General features: G+C 36.1%; 19 protein-coding genes. 8 read left to right on the forward strand and 11 right to left on the reverse strand.

What is annotated here, in order from left to right:
* The first annotated feature begins 66 nt into the window (after positions 1-66).
* Together ACOH2D_RS10925 and ACOH2D_RS10930 are read left to right on the forward strand one after the other, a co-directional pair.
* On the forward strand, positions 67-1176 hold the full coding sequence (locus tag ACOH2D_RS10925) for a GTPase (protein WP_449535244.1): 1110 nt from the start codon (positions 67-69) through the stop codon (positions 1174-1176).
* A gap of 82 nt (positions 1177-1258) precedes the next feature.
* Positions 1259-1582 carry a hypothetical protein gene (locus ACOH2D_RS10930; protein ID WP_449535245.1) on the forward strand — a complete coding sequence of 108 codons (324 nt, stop codon included), beginning with the start codon at positions 1259-1261 and terminating at the stop codon, positions 1580-1582.
* A 360-nt stretch (positions 1583-1942) separates the two neighbouring features.
* On the opposite strand, the gene ACOH2D_RS10935 is transcribed toward ACOH2D_RS10930, so the two are convergent.
* From ACOH2D_RS10935 to ACOH2D_RS10945, 3 genes are read right to left on the reverse strand one after another with little or no spacing between them, the layout of a single operon-like run.
* The gene (locus ACOH2D_RS10935; RefSeq protein ID WP_449535246.1) at positions 1943-4516 is read right to left on the reverse strand and encodes a TonB-dependent receptor; all 2574 of its coding nucleotides are present in this window, start codon (positions 4514-4516) and stop codon (positions 1943-1945) included.
* Positions 4476-5390, reverse strand: a complete 915-nt coding sequence (locus tag ACOH2D_RS10940) for a FecR family protein (RefSeq protein ID WP_449535247.1) — start codon at positions 5388-5390, stop codon at positions 4476-4478. The genes ACOH2D_RS10935 and ACOH2D_RS10940 overlap by 41 nt, the downstream gene beginning before the upstream one ends.
* Positions 5391-5446: 56 nt before the next feature.
* A complete protein-coding gene (locus ACOH2D_RS10945) occupies positions 5447-5968 on the reverse strand; it encodes an RNA polymerase sigma factor (RefSeq protein ID WP_348036507.1) in 522 nt (173 codons plus the stop codon).
* Positions 5969-6172: 204 nt separating this feature from the next.
* On the opposite strand from ACOH2D_RS10945, the gene ACOH2D_RS10950 reads away from it, so the two are divergent.
* The 5 genes from ACOH2D_RS10950 to ACOH2D_RS10970 all read left to right on the forward strand — a co-directional run bounded on the left by ACOH2D_RS10950 (position 6173) and on the right by ACOH2D_RS10970 (position 9903).
* Positions 6173-7222 carry a hypothetical protein gene (locus ACOH2D_RS10950; protein WP_348036506.1) on the forward strand — a complete coding sequence of 350 codons (1050 nt, stop codon included), beginning with the start codon at positions 6173-6175 and terminating at the stop codon, positions 7220-7222.
* A gap of 91 nt (positions 7223-7313) precedes the next feature.
* Entirely contained in the window at positions 7314-8093 is a 780-nt protein-coding gene (locus ACOH2D_RS10955) for a membrane metalloprotease (protein WP_449535248.1), read from the forward strand.
* 33 nt (positions 8094-8126) lie between these two features.
* Positions 8127-8729, forward strand: a complete 603-nt coding sequence (locus tag ACOH2D_RS10960; protein ID WP_348036504.1) for a porin family protein — start codon at positions 8127-8129, stop codon at positions 8727-8729.
* A gap of 158 nt (positions 8730-8887) precedes the next feature.
* Positions 8888-9343: a hypothetical protein gene (locus ACOH2D_RS10965; protein WP_449535249.1), complete on the forward strand. Its 456-nt coding sequence runs from the start codon at positions 8888-8890 to the stop codon at positions 9341-9343.
* A gap of 320 nt (positions 9344-9663) precedes the next feature.
* The gene (locus ACOH2D_RS10970) at positions 9664-9903 is read left to right on the forward strand and encodes a hypothetical protein (RefSeq protein ID WP_348036502.1); all 240 of its coding nucleotides are present in this window, start codon (positions 9664-9666) and stop codon (positions 9901-9903) included.
* A 107-nt stretch (positions 9904-10010) separates the two neighbouring features.
* Here ACOH2D_RS10970 and ACOH2D_RS10975 read toward each other — a convergent pair whose 3' ends face one another.
* From ACOH2D_RS10975 to ACOH2D_RS10995, 5 genes are all read right to left on the reverse strand, one after another.
* A complete protein-coding gene (locus ACOH2D_RS10975) occupies positions 10011-10850 on the reverse strand; it encodes a universal stress protein (protein WP_348036501.1) in 840 nt (279 codons plus the stop codon).
* Positions 10851-11476: 626 nt separating this feature from the next.
* A complete protein-coding gene (locus ACOH2D_RS10980) occupies positions 11477-11686 on the reverse strand; it encodes a hypothetical protein (protein WP_348036500.1) in 210 nt (69 codons plus the stop codon).
* A 35-nt stretch (positions 11687-11721) separates the two neighbouring features.
* Positions 11722-13122 carry an FAD-binding oxidoreductase gene (locus tag ACOH2D_RS10985; RefSeq protein ID WP_348036499.1) on the reverse strand — a complete coding sequence of 467 codons (1401 nt, stop codon included), beginning with the start codon at positions 13120-13122 and terminating at the stop codon, positions 11722-11724.
* Between the two features lie 48 nt (positions 13123-13170).
* Positions 13171-13557 carry a cupin domain-containing protein gene (locus ACOH2D_RS10990; RefSeq protein WP_348036498.1) on the reverse strand — a complete coding sequence of 129 codons (387 nt, stop codon included), beginning with the start codon at positions 13555-13557 and terminating at the stop codon, positions 13171-13173.
* Positions 13558-13830: 273 nt separating this feature from the next.
* Positions 13831-14940, reverse strand: a complete 1110-nt coding sequence (locus tag ACOH2D_RS10995) for a nickel-binding protein (RefSeq protein ID WP_449535250.1) — start codon at positions 14938-14940, stop codon at positions 13831-13833.
* 719 nt (positions 14941-15659) lie between these two features.
* Here ACOH2D_RS10995 and ACOH2D_RS11000 point away from each other — a divergent pair.
* Positions 15660-16181 (forward strand): c-type cytochrome, encoded by a 522-nt coding sequence (locus ACOH2D_RS11000; protein ID WP_348036496.1) that lies wholly within the window; start codon positions 15660-15662, stop codon positions 16179-16181.
* Between the two features lie 116 nt (positions 16182-16297).
* Here ACOH2D_RS11000 and ACOH2D_RS11005 read toward each other — a convergent pair whose 3' ends face one another.
* The 3 genes from ACOH2D_RS11005 to ACOH2D_RS11015 all read right to left on the reverse strand — a co-directional run bounded on the left by ACOH2D_RS11005 (position 16298) and on the right by ACOH2D_RS11015 (position 21733).
* On the reverse strand, positions 16298-19333 hold the full coding sequence (locus ACOH2D_RS11005) for an AAA family ATPase (RefSeq protein WP_449535251.1): 3036 nt from the start codon (positions 19331-19333) through the stop codon (positions 16298-16300).
* A 3-nt stretch (positions 19334-19336) separates the two neighbouring features.
* On the reverse strand, positions 19337-20539 hold the full coding sequence (locus ACOH2D_RS11010; protein WP_449535252.1) for a metallophosphoesterase family protein: 1203 nt from the start codon (positions 20537-20539) through the stop codon (positions 19337-19339).
* Between the two features lie 210 nt (positions 20540-20749).
* On the reverse strand, positions 20750-21733 hold the full coding sequence (locus ACOH2D_RS11015; protein WP_348036493.1) for a c-type cytochrome: 984 nt from the start codon (positions 21731-21733) through the stop codon (positions 20750-20752).
* Positions 21734-21799 lie beyond the last annotated feature (66 nt).

Raw genomic sequence — 21799 nt, forward strand, 5'->3', positions numbered from 1 at the left:
AGTTTGTAGTAAATTTGCAGTCTATATAAATCTTAAGCAAGCCCCTTATAAATACCATTCAAAAAAATGAGTAAAAACGAAGAAATTTCAAATCTCGAGAAAAAACTTAAAGCTGATCTTGATAAGTTTGAAACGGCAAAAATAAAATGTGGTATTATTGGTAGAAGTGGCGTAGGAAAATCCTCGCTCATCAATGCCATTGTGGGAGAGCATATTGCTGAAGTTGGCGAAGTGGAAACCACGATGGAAGTCGGCAAACCCATCGCCCATAGAGGTTTGAACTTTTATGATTTGCCAGGATGTTCGACCATCAATTTTCCGAAGGAACGGTATTTGGAGGAATTTCAGATCAGTAATTTTGATTGTGTCATTTTAGTAACCTCCGATCGGTTTTACGAGGATGACTTGTATTTAATTGATGAACTTCTGAAAATCAAAATGCCCGTTTTTGCGGTTCGAACTAAAATCGATTTTTCAATTGATAGAGCATTAAGAAGGAATATATCCGAAGAAGAAACTTATACGACCATTCTGAATAATCTAAAAGACAATCTTAAAGGCTATCGCCTGAACGGTATTTATTTAACCTCGGCCGATTATCCGCAAGAATACGATTTAAGCCAGCTTTTGGACGATATCTATTCGAGCTTAGGAAAGATAAAACAACAGCGCTTCGTCGCAGATATCAATATTACCAGCCAAAAAATCTTAGCAAAAAAAAAAGAACTCGCAAATAAGATAGTAGGGATTCATGCGGGCTTATCGGCAGTTAATGGTATCAATCCTATTCCAGGATTGGATATTGGCGTCGATATTTCGCTTTTAACGCGAATGGGATTTCATGTCCGTGATATTTACTGTTTGGGTGAGGCACAGCAGGATTTTATTTCTGCACTCATCGATAAAAAGAATGCCAAAGTATTGGCCGCCAAAGCCGTTCAGTTTGGCACAAAATATTTGGGAAAAGAAGCCGTTATTCTACTTCTGAAAAAAGCAGGAGCAGGGATTGCGGTAAAATCGGCTTCAAAATATTTCCCCTTTGTGGGCATGGCGATTTCATCGACCGTTGGGTTTTTCCTGACCTCCTCCATAGGTAAGGATATGATAAAGGATGCCGAAGCAATTGCCACCGAGAATTACAATGCTCTGAAATCAATTAAAATCAATCGACAATAACAAACCAAACAAATTAAAAGATCAGGCGTTTTACCTGACTGAAATAGGTTTATCTTGCGCGATATTAAAATCACAAAAAATTATGAGTAATAGATTATATACCACCAATGAGATTCAAGAGAAAATCTCGACTGTGGCCAAAGGATTATCCGATTCTGATTTAGATAAATTATGTAAAAAGGATCATTCAAAATCAACGTTTGATATCAGTTATCCTCTTTTTTTAAGAGTGCCAGCACATTTTACACCAGCTGAAAAAGCAGAGGTCTTGAAAGACGCAAAAGGAGTTGTTCGATATACTTGGGAATATGAATTTGAACGCAACGGATTTATCTATGCCATGAGTACGCAGTGGTATGCAAGAAATGATGAGTATGTACAGCGTTGGCTGAGCAAATTTGAATAATTTATAAGAGCGTTTGCAATCCTATAAAATTTAAATCTAAAAATGGTGTACAGAAAAGGTACACCATTTTTTTTTGACTGTTATACAACGATATTTTAATCTTGGAAGGTTATTTGGAGTAAACGCCATCGTTCAATACGTGGGATGACCACAAAGGGAACTTGGGAATGAAATCCCATTTTATTTATAACAGGCTCTTTGGTTACTAACAGGTCTATTTTTGATTCATTTGCTATTTTGAATGGCATGGACAGATTTTACAGAATAAAAGCAACTAAACAAACTAAGAGATTGATCTTAAATATACTTTGAAATTCTCAACAGAACAGAATGATGCAAGTTCATAAGCTTCAGCAGACTTTAAAATTTAATTCTTAAACTGAGATTGGGGGTTAATCCCAGTGATTTATGATCGGTTTTAAGAGTCGTGTTTGAATTTTCAGGATTTACTTTGAAATATCTGTTAATCGTATTTTCTTGGTTTGTTACGTTTAAAACGCCAGCCCTGACCATGCCTTGTATGCCTTTTGAAAATTTAAAATCATAATTTAAAGAAACATCCAACCTCATAAAATCATCAAGATTCTCCTTGTTGGGCGAATCATAGTTTACTCTATAATTATTTCCATCCCTTACGGTTTCCTTTCCTTGAAGGGGCTTTGTGTACGGACTTCCCGTTCGCCAGATGCCGCCAAGTGAGACTTCAAGATTGTCTAAGATATTTAAATTGAATGCCGTCGAGAATGAATGCCGTACGTCTACATTATGTGGAAATTCTGAGGGGGAAAAATTCTCAAAATTATAGGTATTTGTACTGTAAGTATAACTCAACCAAGTGCTATAATTGATGCCAGTTTTATTGATTAAAAACTCTACGCCTTTAGCAGTGTAACCTCCGGTAGCATTGATAAATTGAAAATTATTATAGAAGCCCTGATTGGAAGTGGTAATACCATCAACCTGCTTATAGAAGCCTTCAATATCTACCAACCAATTATTTTTATGATACTCAAAACCAAAGGATCCCTGTTTACTTTCTGAAATAGGAATTGTCGAATTATCCGCTAAAATCCACCTTCTTTTTTCTATACCCAAAAAATTATATTCAAAGTCAATATTCTGATTAACGGATTGGTTTTTAAATTCGCCCTGCAGTTTCAATGCTAATTGATCGATTAATTTCTGTCTAAAATTTAACCGAGGTTCAATAATAAATTTGTTGAATTTTTGAAAGTAATTACCTCTGACCCCCAAACGCAGGTAAGTGGTTTTGTTTTTATATTCCACCTCGCTAAAAAGTGCATGGTTTAATAGAACATCTTTCTGAATGGATACATAGGATGGTGCATTTACCGTGGTTCCATTTAAGACGCCTATTTCGCTAAACTGATAACCATTTAAGAAATTTATGTTTTTAGAAAATTTATACTTGGTCTTAAACTTTAACCCTGTTTCCAATACCTCATTGTCTTGGGTAAGATGTTGATCGGTTTCTATTTTATAATCAATGGCATCTACATTATATTGTGAATAAAATGTCGATACATTTGAGCTGAATTTACGATTCCAAATGGCATCCCAACTGGCTCCAAGCCCAATGTTTTCTTGATTTAAAAAGCTGGTTTTAGAGGTGCTTTGTCCAGAATTAGCTTGGTAGTCTTCTATATATTCCAAATGATTGCTGATACCAATTAGATTGGCTCTGAACTTATGGTTTTCGTTGAGGTCAAAAAGTAGTTTTGCTGTATAATCATAAAAATAGAAATCTGATTTTTGGTTGTTCTCACCAACCTTGCCGCTATTGGCAGAGATTTCACTATCCTGGAAACTACGTTCATAATAATTGTCATAGGTAGGAGAGTTGAAGACATCTGTAAAAGAACGTCGGCCAGAAACATGGAAAGCTAATTTTTTACTTATTGGAACCTCTACAAACGCATCTGCATGAATTGAATTCGCACCAAAACCACCCGAAAATTCAGAATTGATATCGTTTTTGGTAGACATGTTGATGGTGCTGGAAACACCATCACTAAACTCACTTGAGGTACCATTTTTGGTAACCACCACTTTATTGGTCAAATAGGGATTGTAAGCAGAGATGAGTCCGAAAAAATGGCCAGAATGGTACATTTTAATATCGTCCCAAAGAATCAAGTTTTGATCATTGGTACCGCCACGTACATTGATGTTTGCGATGCTCTCATTGATACTTTCCACCCCAGGTAATGCTTGAATGGACTGTAGAATATCTGGCTCAGTAAGTCCTGGAAGAATGCCGAATTTTTCTGCATTTAAAATGGTGCTCCCATCAATTGACTTTTGTAAACCGGTAGTTAAAAATTTAGAAATCAAAATTTGATTAAGCGCTTGATTCTGTTCTTCCATGACTATGGTGATGCAGTCATTTCCAGTCGATCTTAAATCTTTTGCGCTAAAAACTTGAGGCGTAAACCCTAAATAAGAAACGGATAGCATTGCATTAATGGGAAGGTCATCCATTCGAAATTTACCTTGGGCATCTGTAATGGTGCCTTTGGAGGCGTTTAGAAGGGATAAGGTAGCTCCGAACAAGGGTTGATTGTCATTTTCGGCAACTACAAATCCGCAAATGGAGATCGTTTTGTCTAGCGTTGAAACGGTGATATACCGCTCATCTAAAAACTTAAAATTTAATAAGGTTTTTTCGTTTAACTCTTTTATGATTTCAGATAATGGGGCTGAGGGATGTGGTTTGGCGACCCTCACATTTTGAATATCATTTACTGAATATGAGAATTTAACATCAAACTTATTTTCAAGTATTTCTAGTAATTGCACTAACGGTAGTTGTTCCTGTGCTTGCACTCCAAATGACAAAAAGCCACAAAAGAGGAATAAAATAACACGATTTTTAGTTGGACCCATGGTTGTAAAATTCCACTTTTTTGCCATCAATTTTAAAACTTAATTTTAAAGGAATTGTTACAGATTGTAAGGCAATGTTTTTATCTGAATGAGTAAAGGTACCTGAAAATAGTTGTGTGTTATCCACGCTTGATGCGTTGATAGAGATGTCATATTGCACTTCCAGTTCTTTAATAACTTGCCATAAGGGCACTTTGTCAAAACTAGACTCACGGGCCAACCAAGATGGGTTTTTAAGATTGAAATTCTCTATAATCCCAACTTGTCCACGGATCACTCTTATGGATTTTCCTGGAGTCAAAATGACGTCTTTTGATTGTGTACTGACCCTAACTGAGCCTTCGTAACAATGTACTTCAAAATAATCTGGACGTTGTTTGACGTTAAACTGAGTACCTAACACTTCAATAGTACCTTCCTCTGTATTTACGGTAAATTTATTTCCTTTGGTTACCTTAAAAAACGCCTCCCCCTCTAAATTTAAATTACGTGTTTTTTTCCACTCCTTTTTGTTAAAGGTTATTTTAGATTTCGCATTTAAAATAACCTCAGAATTATCGGGTAATGTTAAAGTTTCAGTTTGTGCAATTGCAGTGGAAAAAGAAGAGGTCGTATTGAAAAACAAAAAATAGGAACTTGATAACAGGACCACTAAAACAGCCGCAATTCTTAAGAAATTTTTAAAGTTTAATGGAATTACTTTAGGAGTTTCCTTTTTGAGGTTTCTAGCCTTAAATGTATCTAATGCTTTTTGGGCATCTAATGTAGGCACCTGGATTTGCTTTGAATAAAAGGCCGCTTTTTCTAAAGTTGAAAAATCCTCACCAGGATATTTGTTCTGTAACTCTTGAAAGGATAACTCTCCTTCAAACCATTTTAATATGTCGTTTTCTTTATCCATTTTAAATGCTTTTCACTTATAAGACACTTTAATTTATAATTACCCTATTTAAAAACCTAGAAGTTTACCTGATCTATTTTTTCTCTTATGATTTTTAGGGCAGCAGACATGCGTTTTTCGACAGTTTTTTGTGATATATCGAGTAGTTCAGCTATTTCTCTGTATTTTTTATCTTCTATTCTATTCAACAAAAATACTTCACGTTGCTCAGGACTTAAATCTTCAATGGCTAGGCGTAATTTTTCTTTGAACTCTTCTTCTTCCATTAAATATTCTGGGTTTAAATTTGTTTGATCTCTGTAAGGTGAAGCTTTGGCATAAGCCATCACCACCTTTTGATGTCGCACGAGATTTAAAAAAAGATTATTAATGGTCGTAAATAAATAGGTCTTGGCCTTAGCTGGATCTATTTTAGAGCAATTCTCCCAAATTTTTTGAAAAGCATCTTGTACATAATCTAATGAAGCATCACGATCTCCACCCTTGTAATAGGCAAAATTGCTAGCCGATTGGAGGTGTTCTAAATAAAAAGAATTAAAATGGACTTCTTCACAGAGTTTATGTTTGGGACTACTCATACGACGTTTCGTTTTTAAGATAGGCAAAAATAAGGTAAAAAAACTTATTACTTAAAGTGTTGTTTTACAGTGTTTAAGGTGTGAAGATGAAAATTATTACAAAAATCCGTAGGGTAAATCTACCGTCAAGAGTCTTACTTATAGAAAGGCGTTAAATCGCTTACAAACATTAAATAAAAAAGTGTAACCAAAAAAATGTAAATTATGAAAACCTTCAAATCTTTAATCGCAATCCTAGGACTATCCTTTATAAGTCTAACCTCATGTCAAGATGAAATAGATGTCAATAATAGTGAGAATCCAAATACCAATTCCTCAACTTCTGCTACGGCAAATAAATTAGAGCGTTCAGCAATGTATGATGGTAGTTTTGATGATTTTTTAGACGGGATGTCATGTTCCTCCATCTTATTACCAGTAACTGCAACAATTAATGATACAAAGGTCACCCTTATAAGTCAAGCAGATTATCAACTTGTTTTAAATATTTTAGGACGTTTTACGAATGACGACGATAGGATCCGATTTCAATTCCCATTAAGAGTTAAGATGAGCAATTATAATGAGGTTACGGTGGCGAACCAAATAGAATATGATGCTTTAATGAACGCTTGTAAAAAAGCAGAAGATCAAGCACAAGCTGCCATCAACTGTTTGGAAATTGAAATGCCAATAACTATTTTAACCTATGATTTAAAGGCAGAACAGACAGGTAGTGTAGTTATTGATTCAAAACAACAGCTATATACGTACATGAACAATTTTGATGATAAGTCTCTGTTTGCAATAAAATATCCAATAAAAGCAATAGTTAAAGGAGAAGGCAGTACAAAGGTTGAAATTACTAGTGATTTGGATTTCCAATCTTATATTTCGGAATGTACAGCCACAGAAGTAGAAAAGGATAAAGCTAAGCAGGATGCCAAAAAGCTTGAAACAATTTTAGTCAATGGTAAGTTTAAGGTGAACTCCTTTATAATTGCAGGAGCGAATACGGCAAATAACTATGCAAATTACACCATTGATTTTGCAAATGATTTAACCTTAACCGCTAAGCATACAGTAAACTCAACTGTTCAAGGTACTTACGCAGTAGCATCAGAAGTGGACGTCTTTTTAGACATAAAATTCTCCGGTAATGCAGCCTTTGAACTGCTTAATGAGTCTTGGAAAGTTAAGAGCTATTCGCAATCATCAATTTCATTGCAAAGCAAAACAAATGCCGCAATTACCCTAGTATTATCACAAATCTAATATTAGAACGGTATTTGTAACTAATGTTATGTAAAAAAAACAGCTGTCATTTTAAGGCAGCTGTTTTTAAAATAATTTAAAAAAAACATAAATGAAGTACAAACAATTATTACTTGTGTTAGGAATTATCATCTGCGGCGCTTGCTCAAAAGCCGATGATTTAATCAATGTAGAAAATAGTGTCAATCAGGCGGCAAATAGAAAAGCCACAGGCAGCTCTGCCAATGATCTGCTATCAGATGTTACGTTTACCAATATGATTATTGAAGTGGTTTATGTTGAAGGTTTTGAGCCTTCTCAAACTTCTATAAATAATTTGAAGTCATTTTTAGAACAGCGTGTCTACAAACCTGGCGGCATTATCATTGAAAAACGTGCAATTCCTTCACCAAATAAATCAAAGTATAGTATTCAAGATATTTCTGAAATAGAGAAAAAACATCGCAAACATTATAATACCAAAAATAGAATTGCAGTATGGGCCTACTTTTCTGACGGGAAATCTGACAAAGATTCTGAAGCAGCTGAAACCGTTGTTCTGGGCACAGCATATTGGAATACTTCCTTTGTGATTTTCCAGGAAACCATATCAAACTTCACAAATAGTCCTTTCAAGCCCAGTCGATCTTTGCTTGAAACTACAGTTTTGACCCATGAATTTGGACATATTTTGGGGCTAACCAATTTAGGAAGTCCAATGCAAGTTAATCATGAAGATGACACACATTCAAAACATTGTGAAGAAGAAAATTGTTTGATGTATTGGAAGTCCTCTTCGGGGGCAGGTATTTTCAATATGGTGAACAAGAGTACTGCACCAAAATTTGATGCCAATTGTATAGCTGATTTGAGAACTAATGGCGGCAAATAAAATTTATAAACCAAATAATTTAAATCATTTAAAATGAAAACACTTTATATCACATTAATCCTCGCGCTAAGTCTTGCATTTCAAGGGGGCGCCCAAGAAAATATTTCATTGGATAAATCAAACGCCTCTAACGCCGGGTTGAAATTAGGCTATAATTTGGCCGCTGTAAGTTTTGATGATGTATCAGAAACGGGGCAGCGCCATGGTTTTTTTGTAGGATTTTATGGAGAATCCTTTGTATCTGGTGCTGTTGCCATTCAGATTGAATTGATGTATTCCCAACAAGGGTATGAGCTCAAGGATAATGGCGGCACATTTACCCAAAAATTGGATTATTTGAACCTTCCTTTGATGCTGAAAATTTATCCTGTAAGTCATTTCTTTTTAGAGGCAGGCCCTCAAGTAGGTTTGGCGATTTCCCATAAAGAAGAGTTTGATAGCAATTTCGGGCTCTTTGATACCTCACAGGAGTTTGATCCACAAAGGTTTGATTGGGGATTTAATTTTGGAACAGGATTTAAATCTGATTCAGGAATAAGTTTAGGTGTAAGATATCATTTAGGAATGGGGAGTATCTATGATGAAGGAAGCCCTAAAAACCGCGTATGGCAATTTGCATTAGGGATTGATTTTTAGTGATTTAAATAGTGGTTTTCATCATGATCGTTGTTCCGGTGTCATCCAATATTTACGTTAATTTTAATTTTTTATTGAATTGTCGTAGGGTAAAACCTTTTAGTCGTGTCTTATTATTGAAAGCAATTATAAACTATAAATTTTAAAACATCAAAATCATGAAGACCTTAAAAATTTCAGCGCTATTAGTTATTTTCAGTATATCAAATGCCATCACTGCGCAAACTATAGAATCGTCCAATGAAGCCCATATTGATAACCGTTCTTACTATGAAAAAAGAGCCGCAGAAGACGCGAAATTTGAATTAGAATTTAGTGCAAAGACTAAAGCTGAAGAAGAGAAGTTTTGGAAAGAGCAAAATGCTTATGAAAAAGAACTAAAGCGAAAAAACAAAAAGGCCTATAAGGCTTATATTAGAAACAAGAAACAGGCATATGCAGCACATTATGAGCGTTGCAACCAGCACTGTCACCATAGTGATGATTTCTATTACCATGCTTCGTTTTACCACTACCATTACAAAGGCTATTATTACGAAAGACAACCAAGACATACAACAACCTCTACTAGAGTTATTGTAAACACACCAAGTGTACGTTTAGGTATATTTTAAGGTAGATTTGATATCCTGTTACAACGCCTACTAACTCAAGCTTTTTAAGCGCTCCTGAATAAATGATGGTGGTGCTGCACATCTTACGAGATGAGAAAAAGCAAAGTCAGTAGGCGTTTTATATCGTGTGATCAGACATGAACTTATTTTAGAGTAAGTTAGCAATAATCATGAAGAGGCATGAAACCATAACGACCTTTACGCCATAGAGGTACAGTGCGAGGTGGTCACTTCAACACTCGAACAGGCCATTATAACCGTGGAAGGCTTGTTCCTGAACGCAGGTGCTGGGTTTGACTCAAAAGATTTCAGAAACTCTTATGAGAAAAAAGAAATCAAGGCCAATGTGTGTTTCAACAAGCGCAATGGGAATAATGGTAGGGACGAATATTTTGACCAAGAAATATATAAAAAAAGGATATGCAATTGAACGGACAAACGCTTGGATGGACAGCTATCGCTCACTACTAAATAGATTTGATACAACCAATGCAAGTTGGTTTCAACTAAATATCATTTATGGTAATATTCCTAAAGAAAATGATAAACAAAAAGTTTAAATGACCTAAGTTTAAATCTAAAAATGGTGTGCAGAAAAGGTACACCATTTTTTTTTTGACTGTTATAAAACGATATTTTAATCTTGGAAGATTATTTGGAGTAAACGCTATCGTTCAATACGTGGGATGACCACAAATGGAATTTGGGAATGAAATCCCATTTTATTTATAACAGGCTCTTTGGTTAATTTCTCAATAAAACTATGCTCATAATTAATCATGGTTAGAATATTAATCTTGTTTTCCTTGATGAAATCCTTGATGGCTTGCGCTTTTTTGGCATAATCTGATTTCCAATAAAAAGTATGTGGATCATTTTTTAAATACTCTTTTAGGATATCAAAATTATTGCGTTGTGTATCGGTCAGTTTATCCATGCCGTTAATATGAAGGATGTTAATGGCAGAATGATATAAAGCGGCTAATTTTTTTATGGCCAATAATTCTTCGCCATAAAGTCTATTAAAATCCGTTGGAAAGCCCAGTTGATTCGGAGTTTCAAATTCGTAATTATCAGGCACTAACATGACGGGACAAAGTTTAACCTTATTGATCACGGATACAGAATTACTTCCCCAAAGAAATTCTTTAGCACCTGTCGCACCTTTTGTTCCCATCACTAACAGGTCTATCTTTTGTTTTCCGACGGCATATATAATAGAATCTATCAATGAATCGGTAGTGAAAATGGTTTTAAACTCATGCTCACTATTGGTGCTTTCCCTTATAGCGCGCTCTTTCAGGGCAGCTAGCTGCGCTCTGGAAGTGTCCATCAGTTTATCGATATAATCTGGGGTAATATAGGTTCGGGATCCTGTATTTACAAAAGTCCAAGCGTGTAAAAAGTAAAACGTACAAGGCTTATTGTTATATAGTTTTAAGGCATAAAGAACAGCGCTCCATGCGTTTTCTGAAAAATCTGTAGGTAATAAAATATGATGTCTCATGTGGTTTTGATTTGATTGTTTGGAATAAATAATAGGGCTTTCCTTATAAAAGTAAAATTAAGGATTTACGGTTAGGCATAAAATGACTTTTATCAGATTGTGAAGATAGCTTTTAAATATGTCAGTTATTAGTGGTCTATTCAAGGGTTGTTTTCGAAGCTAAAGGTGCAACAATGGACGACGAAGAAATTGCTGTTAAAGATTATTATGCACAATATGAATGAAATACAGAGCGATTGCTTTGATATAAGTTCATTGAAAAAGTGAATAAAGATGATATGTCAACCGTGAATTTCGAGAAAAATTTTGACGGTGGTCCATGGCTTATCCGATGCCGATTTTGATGAATTAAGCCAAAATCTTCAAAAAAACAAGGCTTATAGTAACATAAACCTTTTTATTTAGTATGATAAAATCAAATTTTGGTCCAATGATATCCATTAATTAATTTTGAGTTATACAATACATTAACTCATACATGGAATGACAAGAAATGGAATTTTGGATTGGAAGCCTAACTGATATCAGCTTGAGTTTTTGCTCTTAGAATATAGAATAATAATGGAAAAGTGTAAATAATAGTATCATTTCTTACCAAACCATTCACTTTATAACATCTCGCTGCGCTATGCATAGGATTGGTCCAACCCAAGTTGAAAAGGCCAGCTTCCATTTGGTTTTAGCACTTCCGATTTATAAGAATTGTCAAGCCTTAAATGCCATTTTCCAGATAAATAAGTGCTGTAGTTATTGGCCTTCAATATCTCGGCAATAGGAGGAATATTGGGCGACAGCTGACCATGATAACCTTTTCGGTGTTCATCAACTGCAGTCATCCCGTTGAGCAGGACTAATTCGTTAAGTTCAATATTTAATTTGGCAGGATGTTTTGATTCACACTGAAAAAATTATGAGGATCATAGACTTTTTTTATTTCAGACAAACGTTTATAGTTATGCTTATAGCTTGCTTCGATGCGCGCTTGGCCTTCATCCATCATAAAATTGGAATAGGCACCTCCTGAAGAATATGGATGTAAGGCTTTCCAATAGTCTTTACACCATGTCGTGATTTGAGTTTTATTTGCAGAATCTGGATCAACCCCTACAATTACTCCAGCATAGTTTGCATCTCGATAGGCCCATGCGGTTTCATCTTTTTTAACTCTGGATGCAGCGCCGTTGATGGGATATAGATGCATTTGGGATAGTAACGTTGGTATTTTATAGCCAAACGTTAAATGCTGTTTTCTTAATTCTGCGCCTAATTCATTAAAAAAATCGGCACGCCAATACCATTGCAAACCTGGAGGATAAAGTCCGTCAAACAATGTTTGCATGGCTGGGTAAGGCATTTCTCCCAGATTTTCAAATAAGGGATTCATTGCCAAAATGGGCGCAAACACTTCTTTTACATGGTTTAAATTTCCAGAATAACACCATACGATACCGCAGAATTTTTTGAAATGTAAATGCTCTGGAAATGGAGGGCCAGGGATAATTAAGGTTGCGAAGAATCCATTTAATTCGTCCGGAGCCTTTTGGAGGAAATCATGATACCATGCCATGATTTCTTCGGTTTTTTCAATAGGCCATAACATTGGCCCTCCATACACGCTTGTTAGTGGATGCGCTTGAAATTTAAACGAAGTCACAATTCCAAAATTGCCACCACCACCTCGAATGGCCCAAAACAAATCAGTGTTCTGCTTCGCATTTACAGTGACCATAGAGCCGTCTGCCAAAACCATTTCAGCTTCCAGCAGGTTATCGATCGTGAGTCCATGTTTTCGAGCCAAATAACCTACACCACCGCCAAGTGTAAGACCACCAACGCCGGTTGTGGAAATAATACCAGAAGGAATAGCCAAGCCAAAGCTATGAGTAACCTGATCAACTTCCCTCCAAATATTGCCGCCACCAACTTTCACGGTATTATCAGCGGTATTGACCTTGACAAATTTTATTCCTGAAAGGTCAATGACCAAACCATCGTCGCATAATCCCAAGCCACCTCCGTTATGTCCGCCGCCTCTAATGGCCACTAATAAGTTGTTTTCTCTTGCAAAATTGATGGCTGCCGTAACCTCCGAAGCCTCTTTACATATCGCAAACATTCCTGGATGTTTGTCTATCATTGCGTTGAATACCTTTCGAGTTTCATCAAAAATCACATCGTTCGGCAATACTATTTTTCCTCTAAAGTCTGCAGCGAATTTTTTGATGATGGCAGGATTGAGGTCTTTTACAGAATTTGTTTTTGAAGCCGTCATTTTGATAGGTTTTAAATGGTAACTAAATCAATGTGGACTTTTATCGATTTAATTTTTAGTTTTATCAATCATATGATTGATAACTATGGTATGTTCATGTTCTGGACTGAACATAATGATTTCGGCATCTTCATTTACCTTAACGTTGTGTCCTGGCTGCATGAAAAATAAATCGTTCTTGTTAATTGTTTCCTGAATGTTTTCTGAGCTGGTTGTAGTAATTTGACCACTCAATAAAAATCCCCAGTGTGGACACTGGCACGAGTTGCCTTCAAGACCAATAAAAATAGGTGATGTATCTACTCCTGCAGATAGACTGAAATATTCAGCGCTAATTTTTCCATAACCAGTAGAATCTCCAAATCCATTTTTCTGACGAATAATTGCGCCTGGTATTTCCAGTTTTATTTCGATATTCTCTTTTGCGATTTTCATTTTAAATTGATTTAATGGAAATTAATAATATGCAGTTTTTACTGCCATAACTACATTCATTTAAAATAAGGGGCGGTTAACATGGTGTTAAGTTGATCTGTTTATAATCACAAATCTTTGACTTACCTATTAAAAGTAGAAAAAGTTAGGTAAATTAAAGTCTACATTTAGTTCAATAAATGCGATTTTCAGCTCATTTATAAGACATAAAGCTTATCCAAAATCGTGATTTTACGAATACATATGATTTCGAGTCCTAATCAGATTTGAAAATTAACAGCAATAGGATTTCAAATAATGTGAAGGCAGGATGCCATAGGTTTCCTGAAAACATTTTGAGAAATAGGCAGGCGTATTAAATCCCGTTTCAAAGGCGACTTGAGAAATATTATTATTTTTTTTATGTAATAACTTTAACGCTTGATTTAATCGATATTGCTTTAAAAATTGATTTTGGGGCTGTCCAGTTATTGAAGTTATCTTTCGATAAACTTGCGACTTGCTATATCCTAAGTGTTGACTGAATTTTTCGACATTTAAATTAGGATTAGACCATTCTTTTTCTGTGTAATTCATTAAGGAATTAAGGAATTTTTGGTCGTTTGAATCAAGTACGTTAATATGTTTTTTGTTGATCGAAATATTTAGATTTTCACTTTCATATAAATCTTTAACCTCAGATGATATTACGATTTCGCCTTGAACAACATCACATAAACGTTTAGCCAATTGAATGGTATCTTCAAAAATGCCCTCTTTTTCACTGACAGGACCTCCAGCACTTATACCAATGTGCAATTTTAAATGTGTATGGTGTTTGAGTTTTAGAGCTTGTTTGAATGTTTTTTGAATATCCAAAGCACATATCACTGCATTTGTGACCGAATCAAACGAAACTAAAAGGTGATCCCAACTATTTCTGACGAGTCTTCCATTGTGTTTGCCTGTAGTTTGAATAATGGAAGTGTATTGATTGTTGATGGTTGCCTTTGTTTGTTTTCCTTCAACACCATTTAGTATCGTCTGTTCTATTGTTGCAACCATAATGGTCCTGAAAGCAGGATCGTTAATGATATTTAATACTTTTTTTTTTGTTTTTTTCGGATCTTCTATACGTCCTAAAAAAGATTCTACTACCGAAGTATCTACTTCAATGACCTTATTTGGAACGGCACCATGGGCATGATTATGCATTTCTGAAATCGCAGATTTATCAGGTGCTTCAATTAAGCAAAACGCGATTTTTCGTTTGTCATCAAACCAATACGTTAGTCCTTTACAGTTGAAATTATGCTGTATTTTTAAATCTTGTTGATGTAAGTTTGCCACAATTTCAGCCGTTACTTCATCTGAAACATCATGGCGATCCATGTAAATAGGCATAACAAAGGTTTTAGAAAATGACTTTTTAATTTTTTTTAATCAGGTCCATCTGTTTTGATTTTTGATCAAATTTTGGATCATAAATTAAAAAGTAAAGCAGTATTTTTAAAGATACGATAATCCGGTTAAAGGTTGAGTTATTTTTTTTATAAATTAATAGTAATGAGGAGTTAAGCTTTGATGAAATATAATAAGAAATAGAACTAAATTCAGAACTGGAGAGTTTTATTTTGATAGAAATGGCATTCTTATACTCTAAAAGTTTTTTATAAAATCAACTCAGAACTTTCAATCCCGCTCACATATTTTTAAAATTCAGATTTTAAAAAGCTATTGTCCGGAAAAGAATTAAGACACTTCGACAAGCTCAGTAACCGCCGCTTCGCTGATAGAACCAAGAACAAAGACTAAACACGTAATTAATTGAAAATAAGGGCTGTGAAATTCATAATTAGAATGGGTTATGATGTTTTAGCAATAGTTTTCAAAAAACCTCGAAATTAAGGAGCTTGAGGATCAAAAACATTGAAAGACCTTTATTAATCACTACTCTTAGTACATCAACACAACTTTAATCAGACAACAATCATTTTTAATCTATAAAGACTAAGATAACATGGTGAGAAGGTTAGTTAGAAAGAAGAACTTGTTAATTTATATTTAATCTAACCTTATTTTTTCATACCTTAATGTTGCAATTAACTTGAAGCAAGGGCTTTATGGAATTAAAGAAAAAACTATTCCCGTTTTTTTCCACTGTTGGAATCTTGATAGTGGTGTTGGGATTGTATGCTTTTAAATCTGACAGTGCAACTACTGAAAGATATGTTGCACAAACCCGTTGGGAAAATCTCAAAGTCCTTCCTCAAAATATTTCAAAGGATAGTTTGGATTATTTGATGAAAAACTACGCCTTGTCTCTTGGTGTAAAATGTACGCATTGTCATGTACCGAGTAAAACTGATCCTACAAAACTGGATTTTGCCAGTGACGAGAAAATTGAAAAAGAAATAGCAAGAGGCATGGTCAAAATGACCAATGATCTTAATGCACTTTATTTTCAACCGCATTTTCCTGAACCAAAACCGAAGCAAGTACACGTGGTAAACTGTGTGATGTGCCACCGTGGCGCGGTTAATCCTGAAAAATATTTGTCACAAATGGGAGAGATGTACAAAACCTACGATCCTAATCGGGACAACAGAAAAGAGATGTTTCTGGAGCAGCAAAAAAAGCAATAAATACCAGAGTTTTTGCAATATGAACGCATTGGGAACTCAGTTATGAGTTTCCAAAAAAAGGAAATCAATGGGACTTCCTTTTTTTGTTTCTCAACGCTGTTAATCTCCAAATGAATTTATCGCACCACATCGAGCGTAGAATAGCCCAAACTGCCTTTTTCGAGTTTAATTTGGGTCGTAATCCGTTCTTTAAGGGCGCTGACATGAGAAATAACACCGACGGATTTATCGCCTTCATTCTGCATTTTTTCAAGAATCGTAATGGCTTGATCCAAGGTTTCCGGGTCTAAGGTGCCAAAACCTTCATCGATAAATAAGGATTCGATTTTTACATTTCGAGAGGCAATGTCAGATAGCGCAAAGGCCATCGCCAAGCTGACCAAAAACGTTTCTCCGCCAGATAATGTTTTTACTGAGCGCCGTGCATTTCCCATATAGCTGTCAAAAATTTTGAGCGTGTCACTTTTTTCGGCTTCCTCAGCGGTAGGAATGTCCAGCAAGTAGCGATCGCTAAATTCTGATAAGCGTTTGTTGGCAAAACCGATCAGCTGCTCCAAGGTTAAATCCTGAACGAAATTTGAAAATTTATTTCCCGTGGCGTCGCCTACCAAATCATTCATGGTTTTCCAAAGCGCCAAATCCTTTTTCATTAAATGCAATATTTCCAGCACTTTTTGTTGGCGTTCACGGGCTTTGGTATCATCGTCCAAACGTTGCGTGATTTTGCCTAAATTGACCAAAAGCGTTTCCCTTTCCGTTTTTGAGGTTTCAAATAAGGATGTCAAAACTTCAAAGGAAAGCTTGTCGTCGTCTTTCTCTTTCAGTTCTTTTAAAATTTTATGAAGGGCGGTTTCTTTTTCTGAAATCCGTGTTTTTCTTTCATTTAGGACGCTTTCTTGTTTGCGAATTCGGCTGGCCACATCTTCAGAAAGAATCGATTTTCTTAGTAGCTCAAGATGTTCTAGGTCTTCTTTTAAAAGAATATTATCGAGTTCCTGCTTCTTTGTCGCAAGATCATTTGTACTGGATTTTAACCTTGAATCATTATCCTTAATTTGCTTTTCAACGGAAGCAATTGTAGCGATAGAATGACTGATTTTAGTCGCTAATTCATTTGATTTTTGATTGATGTCATCTTGTTCATAAAGCGCAATGCGTTCTTTCTTTTTAGCGGCATAGATTTTTAAAGCCCCTTGCCAATGTTCTAAAACCTCCGTGGCGTCGTTTAAAACTGAATGTGCTTGGAATGCTTTTTTAGAGTGTTCTACTTGCTGAATGCTTTTGTTTAATTCGCTGCGTCGATTTTGAAGAAGCTCCAAAGTTTCTTCTGGATTCCATTGGAGTTGGGCTGCAAGCTCAGTAAGTAATTTGTGGTTGTTAGTAGCGTCGGTTGTGGTAGTTTGAATCTCCGATTTCAGACGGATTATTTCACGTTCTTGGAATTTGTTTTTTTCGCCTAAAGTGATGACAAAGCTGGATTTGGTTTCAAGCGCATCCTTTTTTTCTTTCAATAATTCGGCTTTGGCATCAAAATGAGGTGCGTTCAACGCATAGGGATGATCCAAAGAGCCACAGAGCGGACAAGGCTGCTCCGGAGTTAATAGCAGTCGCTGATCCTCCAGGCTTTGGTGCTTTCGTTGTTGCTCCAAATTCGTTTCGAGAGTTTGGACTTCCTTTTTTAAGGCGACCAATTCGGTTTCCATAACCGCTATCTTTTTAAGGTCTGCCTTTAAACTTTCTTCGGCCGATTTTAGGTTTGTGGTATGACTTTCGAGTGTTGTTTTAAATTTTAAAGCATTTTCTTTTTTCATTAGAAAATCGCCCGCTTTTTCGTTTAATTCACGATTGCTGGCTAATGTAGCCTCCAATTGCTCCAATGAATTTATTCCAGAAATTTTGATGGCTTCCTGAACTGTTTTTTGCAAGGCTTCAAATTGCGGTTGAAAGGTTTCGATGTATTCAGCTTTCGGCAATTGATAGCCTAAGGTGTTTATATGTCGCACATAATTTTGAAGCTGCGTTTGATGAAGAGTCGCTTCGTCCTTCTTCTTTTTTTCTTCAGATTCAAGCGCGACAATCTTGCTTCGGAAAGCGTCCAATTTTAAGTTGGCCGACGTGATATCGACATTCTCCTTAATCAATGTTGAAACGGTCTCCAAATAGGTTTTCTGATGAGTTACAGCTTCTGATTTGGATGTTTGAAGTTGTTTTAGTTGTTCTTTAAGATTGTCCACTTCTTTGTTTACAGCATCAAAATCTCTCAAGTGAACGCCGTATTTTGAAAGTTTTTCGTGGGTATCCAGCTTTGTTTTATAAGGCTCAAAAACGTTGAAATCGCTGGTGTAGCTTAATTTTTCATCGTCTAGAGTTTTCCATTCCTTTTCCTTAATCTGTAATTCTTCCCGGGTTTTTATTTTATCAGAAGCCGTCTGATAGGCCTTTTCTATTTTCGGTTTTGTTTCGGTCAATAATTTTATTTCCGCTTTCTTTTCGGCAATGAGTTCGGGCGACAAAAGTTCGATGCTTTCAAGTCCAGCTTCTTTTAAGTCGATATCTTTTTGAATGGATTTATAGCGAAAAAATACTGCTTTTCCAATGTCTCTATACGATCGAGCACCAGTAATGTCTTCCAGTAATTGATTGCGCTCATTACGAGGGGCTTGTAGTAGTTTGCTGAATTCGCCTTGCGATAACACCATGGCTTTTACAAATTGATCATAGCTCAATCCGATAATCTCCAGATTTTTGTCGGGTGTTTTAGTGCCAGATTCAAGAATATGACCTGTGGACACTTCCACCAATTCTTGTTTGCGGGCGTTTAAATTATTGTTTCTATTGCGTTCTATGGACCAATGTGAACGGTAGTCTTTGCCATTCACACGATATTCCACTTCAGCAAAACAATGCTTCATATTGCGGGTCATCACGCCGCCATCGTCATCCAACATGGAATTGCTAACCGGTTTGTCGACTCTGGCAATACGATTGTAAAGCGCCAAAGTGATCACGTCGAGTAAGGTGGATTTCCCTGAACCTGTGGGGCCTGTAATGGCAAATAAGCCTGCTTCGGCCAACGGTCCATTTCCGAAATCTACTTCATGCTGACCTTTTAGAGAATGAATGTTTTCAAATCTGATTTTTAAAATTTTCATAAACTATAGGTTTAATTCTTCTAATATTTCGCGAAAGGCATTCTTGAGTTCTTCAGTGTTTTCCAAGCCACTTTGCAGTTCGAGTTTCTTTTCAAACATTTGCATCGGCGTAACGTCGGCGACATCAGTTCCTACGGCGAATGCATCGCTGGCACCGCGGATTTTGCTTTTGAAATTAAGCCGAGACTTAACAATTTTAAGATGTGGATTGGAGCTGGAATTGATAAGTTCTTCAAAATTTTGAAGTTTCTCTATACTTTCAGCAGCTTCATTTACGATTATTTCGGCCAACGACATCAAAGTGGTGCCTTCGGAATAGGCCTTTATTTTATCTTCCACTTCCTGAAGATTCCCTTCAAAAGTGATCAGGTTTCGATGTTTAGGAATGGGAACGATCTCCACTTGAGAAATCTGATTGTTTTGCACCGTAATAACGTTGATTTGTTTACTGTCCTCTTTCTCCGAAAAACTCAACGGAATAGGGGAGCCGCAATAATGGATGTTTTGTTCAACGGAAATTACTTGTGGTTTATGGATATGTCCTAATGCGACATAATGTGGGACGCCCTCAAACATATGTGCGTCAACACCCGCTTGATTTCCGATTTGGATATCGCGCTCGCTTTCTGAAAGTTCACTGCCCTGCACATATAAATGACCCATTACCATAAAAACGCCGTCGGAATGATGCTCCTTATAATGGCTGTTGATTTCTGAGAAATAAGATTGTAATCCAGATTTGATCTGTTCGATTTTGGTGGCATAAGATTCGCCAGCAACGGATTTTCGGATATCCCGATCTTTTAAAAAGGGGATGGCGGCCACCACTATTTTTTCGTTATTCTTTTCTATCCTTATAAACATGTCGGTTAAGTCGTCGGTTGCGCCGCCAATGACACTAATATTAAAGGCTTTCAATAGTTCAGCAGGCGCATTTAAAACTGAAGCAGAATCGTGGTTTCCTCCCGTTAAAATGATTTTACAATCCAAATTAATCAGCTGTTTCAATACATCATAATACTGCTTATAAGCAGCTTGCGACGGATTTGCTTGATCAAATATATCTCCCGAAACTAATAACACGTCAATGTTTTCAGAGGTAATATAAGCAATCAGCCATTCGAAAAACAAGTCCAGATCTTCGTTTAAATCGAATTTGTGAAGTTGTTTTCCAATATGCCAGTCGGACGTGTGGAGGATTTTCATATCATAAAAATATTAGGAATGGTAAATTTATAATAATAAGGGGTATTAAGAAATTGAAATTGGATTTGTTATGGAAAGGAAGGCTCCGAAAGGTTCAAAGTTTTCTTTAGTGAAGGTTCGTTTATTCCAGTCTTGATAAAGAATTTTTATGGGTATTGTTTAGATCAAAGGCTTTTGATCAGGTGCACTTTCAAATCTTAATGCTGTAAATTATTTGACTTGTGCTGTTTCGTCAAGTGGTTTGAAATGATTGACGCTATGTTCAATTGGTTTTAAAGTATGTAGATATTTATAGATAGCGATCAAATCTGACTCTTCCATCCCAGAAAACATATACCAAGGCATGACGGTATTTATCTCGTTTTTGTCCATGATAGGCAGACTATCGAGATTTTGATAGGCTTTAAAGCGTTGGACAAAATTTGCTGCTGACCATTTTCCGATGCCAGTATTCGTATCTGGTGTAATGTTTGCGGAAATCGATATCCCATTTGGTCCAAGAAATTCACGTCCACCCGCAAATGCAAGCTCTGGAATAATTTGACCTTTTTTTACCTGGGTGTGGCATTCGATACAGGCTGAAGCGTTTGTTAAATAGGCGCCATAGCGGATGGTGTCACTTTTGGAGGGTTTGATGGAGAGTTGAGCTTTTTTTGGAAAGGTATTCACTATGAAATTCATGGGAAAATTTAGTGAGCGTTTAGGAATTTGACTGTCTATTGACGGTAGACTTCGGATATACGCAATGATATCATATATATCTTCCTTGTCCATTGTGCCATAATATAAATAGGGCATCAAGGGGAAGAGTGCTATGCCATCTTTGTTTTCGCCACTTGTGATTGCTCTGAAAATCTCAGCATCCGTCCAGTTTTCCAAGGAGAATGGTGTAATGTTTTTGGAATAGAAATGTCCTGGCATGTCTACTTTTTCATCAAAATATTCTCCGCCTCTGCCTAAGGTTCCCGGAGTCAAAGGACCGGAAAATTTGCTCCAATCCCTTGTGGAATGACAATCCATACATAAGGTCACATGATTTGTCAAATATTCTCCTCGTTTGATCCTTTCAGGGGTAACATCAACCTTAATATCAGATAAAAGCGGAATTTGTGGTAGTACAAATTTTACATAGGAGGCGGCACCCACAATCAAAATAATGAGCACTAGCACAATTGAGAGGACCATCTTTTTCATATCTCAAAAAAATTCGTATCTAAAATACAAAAAATACAGATATGAAATAAAATCCAGAGAGGATTT

This window comes from Gelidibacter sp. (assembly GCF_053579655.1).

Coding starts and splice junctions, on each gene's coding strand:
- ACOH2D_RS10925 (WP_449535244.1), top strand. CDS start 67: ATGAGTAAAAACGAAGAAATTTCAAATCTCGAGAAAAAACTTAAAGCT.
- ACOH2D_RS10930 (WP_449535245.1), top strand. CDS start 1,259: ATGAGTAATAGATTATATACCACCAATGAGATTCAAGAGAAAATCTCG.
- ACOH2D_RS10935 (WP_449535246.1), bottom strand. CDS start 4,516: ATGGCAAAAAAGTGGAATTTTACAACCATGGGTCCAACTAAAAATCGT.
- ACOH2D_RS10940 (WP_449535247.1), bottom strand. CDS start 5,390: ATGGATAAAGAAAACGACATATTAAAATGGTTTGAAGGAGAGTTATCC.
- ACOH2D_RS10945 (WP_348036507.1), bottom strand. CDS start 5,968: ATGAGTAGTCCCAAACATAAACTCTGTGAAGAAGTCCATTTTAATTCT.
- ACOH2D_RS10950 (WP_348036506.1), top strand. CDS start 6,173: ATGAAAACCTTCAAATCTTTAATCGCAATCCTAGGACTATCCTTTATA.
- ACOH2D_RS10955 (WP_449535248.1), top strand. CDS start 7,314: ATGAAGTACAAACAATTATTACTTGTGTTAGGAATTATCATCTGCGGC.
- ACOH2D_RS10960 (WP_348036504.1), top strand. CDS start 8,127: ATGAAAACACTTTATATCACATTAATCCTCGCGCTAAGTCTTGCATTT.
- ACOH2D_RS10965 (WP_449535249.1), top strand. CDS start 8,888: ATGAAGACCTTAAAAATTTCAGCGCTATTAGTTATTTTCAGTATATCA.
- ACOH2D_RS10970 (WP_348036502.1), top strand. CDS start 9,664: ATGAGAAAAAAGAAATCAAGGCCAATGTGTGTTTCAACAAGCGCAATG.
- ACOH2D_RS10975 (WP_348036501.1), bottom strand. CDS start 10,850: ATGAGACATCATATTTTATTACCTACAGATTTTTCAGAAAACGCATGG.
- ACOH2D_RS10980 (WP_348036500.1), bottom strand. CDS start 11,686: ATGACTGCAGTTGATGAACACCGAAAAGGTTATCATGGTCAGCTGTCG.
- ACOH2D_RS10985 (WP_348036499.1), bottom strand. CDS start 13,122: ATGACGGCTTCAAAAACAAATTCTGTAAAAGACCTCAATCCTGCCATC.
- ACOH2D_RS10990 (WP_348036498.1), bottom strand. CDS start 13,557: ATGAAAATCGCAAAAGAGAATATCGAAATAAAACTGGAAATACCAGGC.
- ACOH2D_RS10995 (WP_449535250.1), bottom strand. CDS start 14,940: ATGCCTATTTACATGGATCGCCATGATGTTTCAGATGAAGTAACGGCT.
- ACOH2D_RS11000 (WP_348036496.1), top strand. CDS start 15,660: ATGGAATTAAAGAAAAAACTATTCCCGTTTTTTTCCACTGTTGGAATC.
- ACOH2D_RS11005 (WP_449535251.1), bottom strand. CDS start 19,333: ATGAAAATTTTAAAAATCAGATTTGAAAACATTCATTCTCTAAAAGGT.
- ACOH2D_RS11010 (WP_449535252.1), bottom strand. CDS start 20,539: ATGAAAATCCTCCACACGTCCGACTGGCATATTGGAAAACAACTTCAC.
- ACOH2D_RS11015 (WP_348036493.1), bottom strand. CDS start 21,733: ATGAAAAAGATGGTCCTCTCAATTGTGCTAGTGCTCATTATTTTGATT.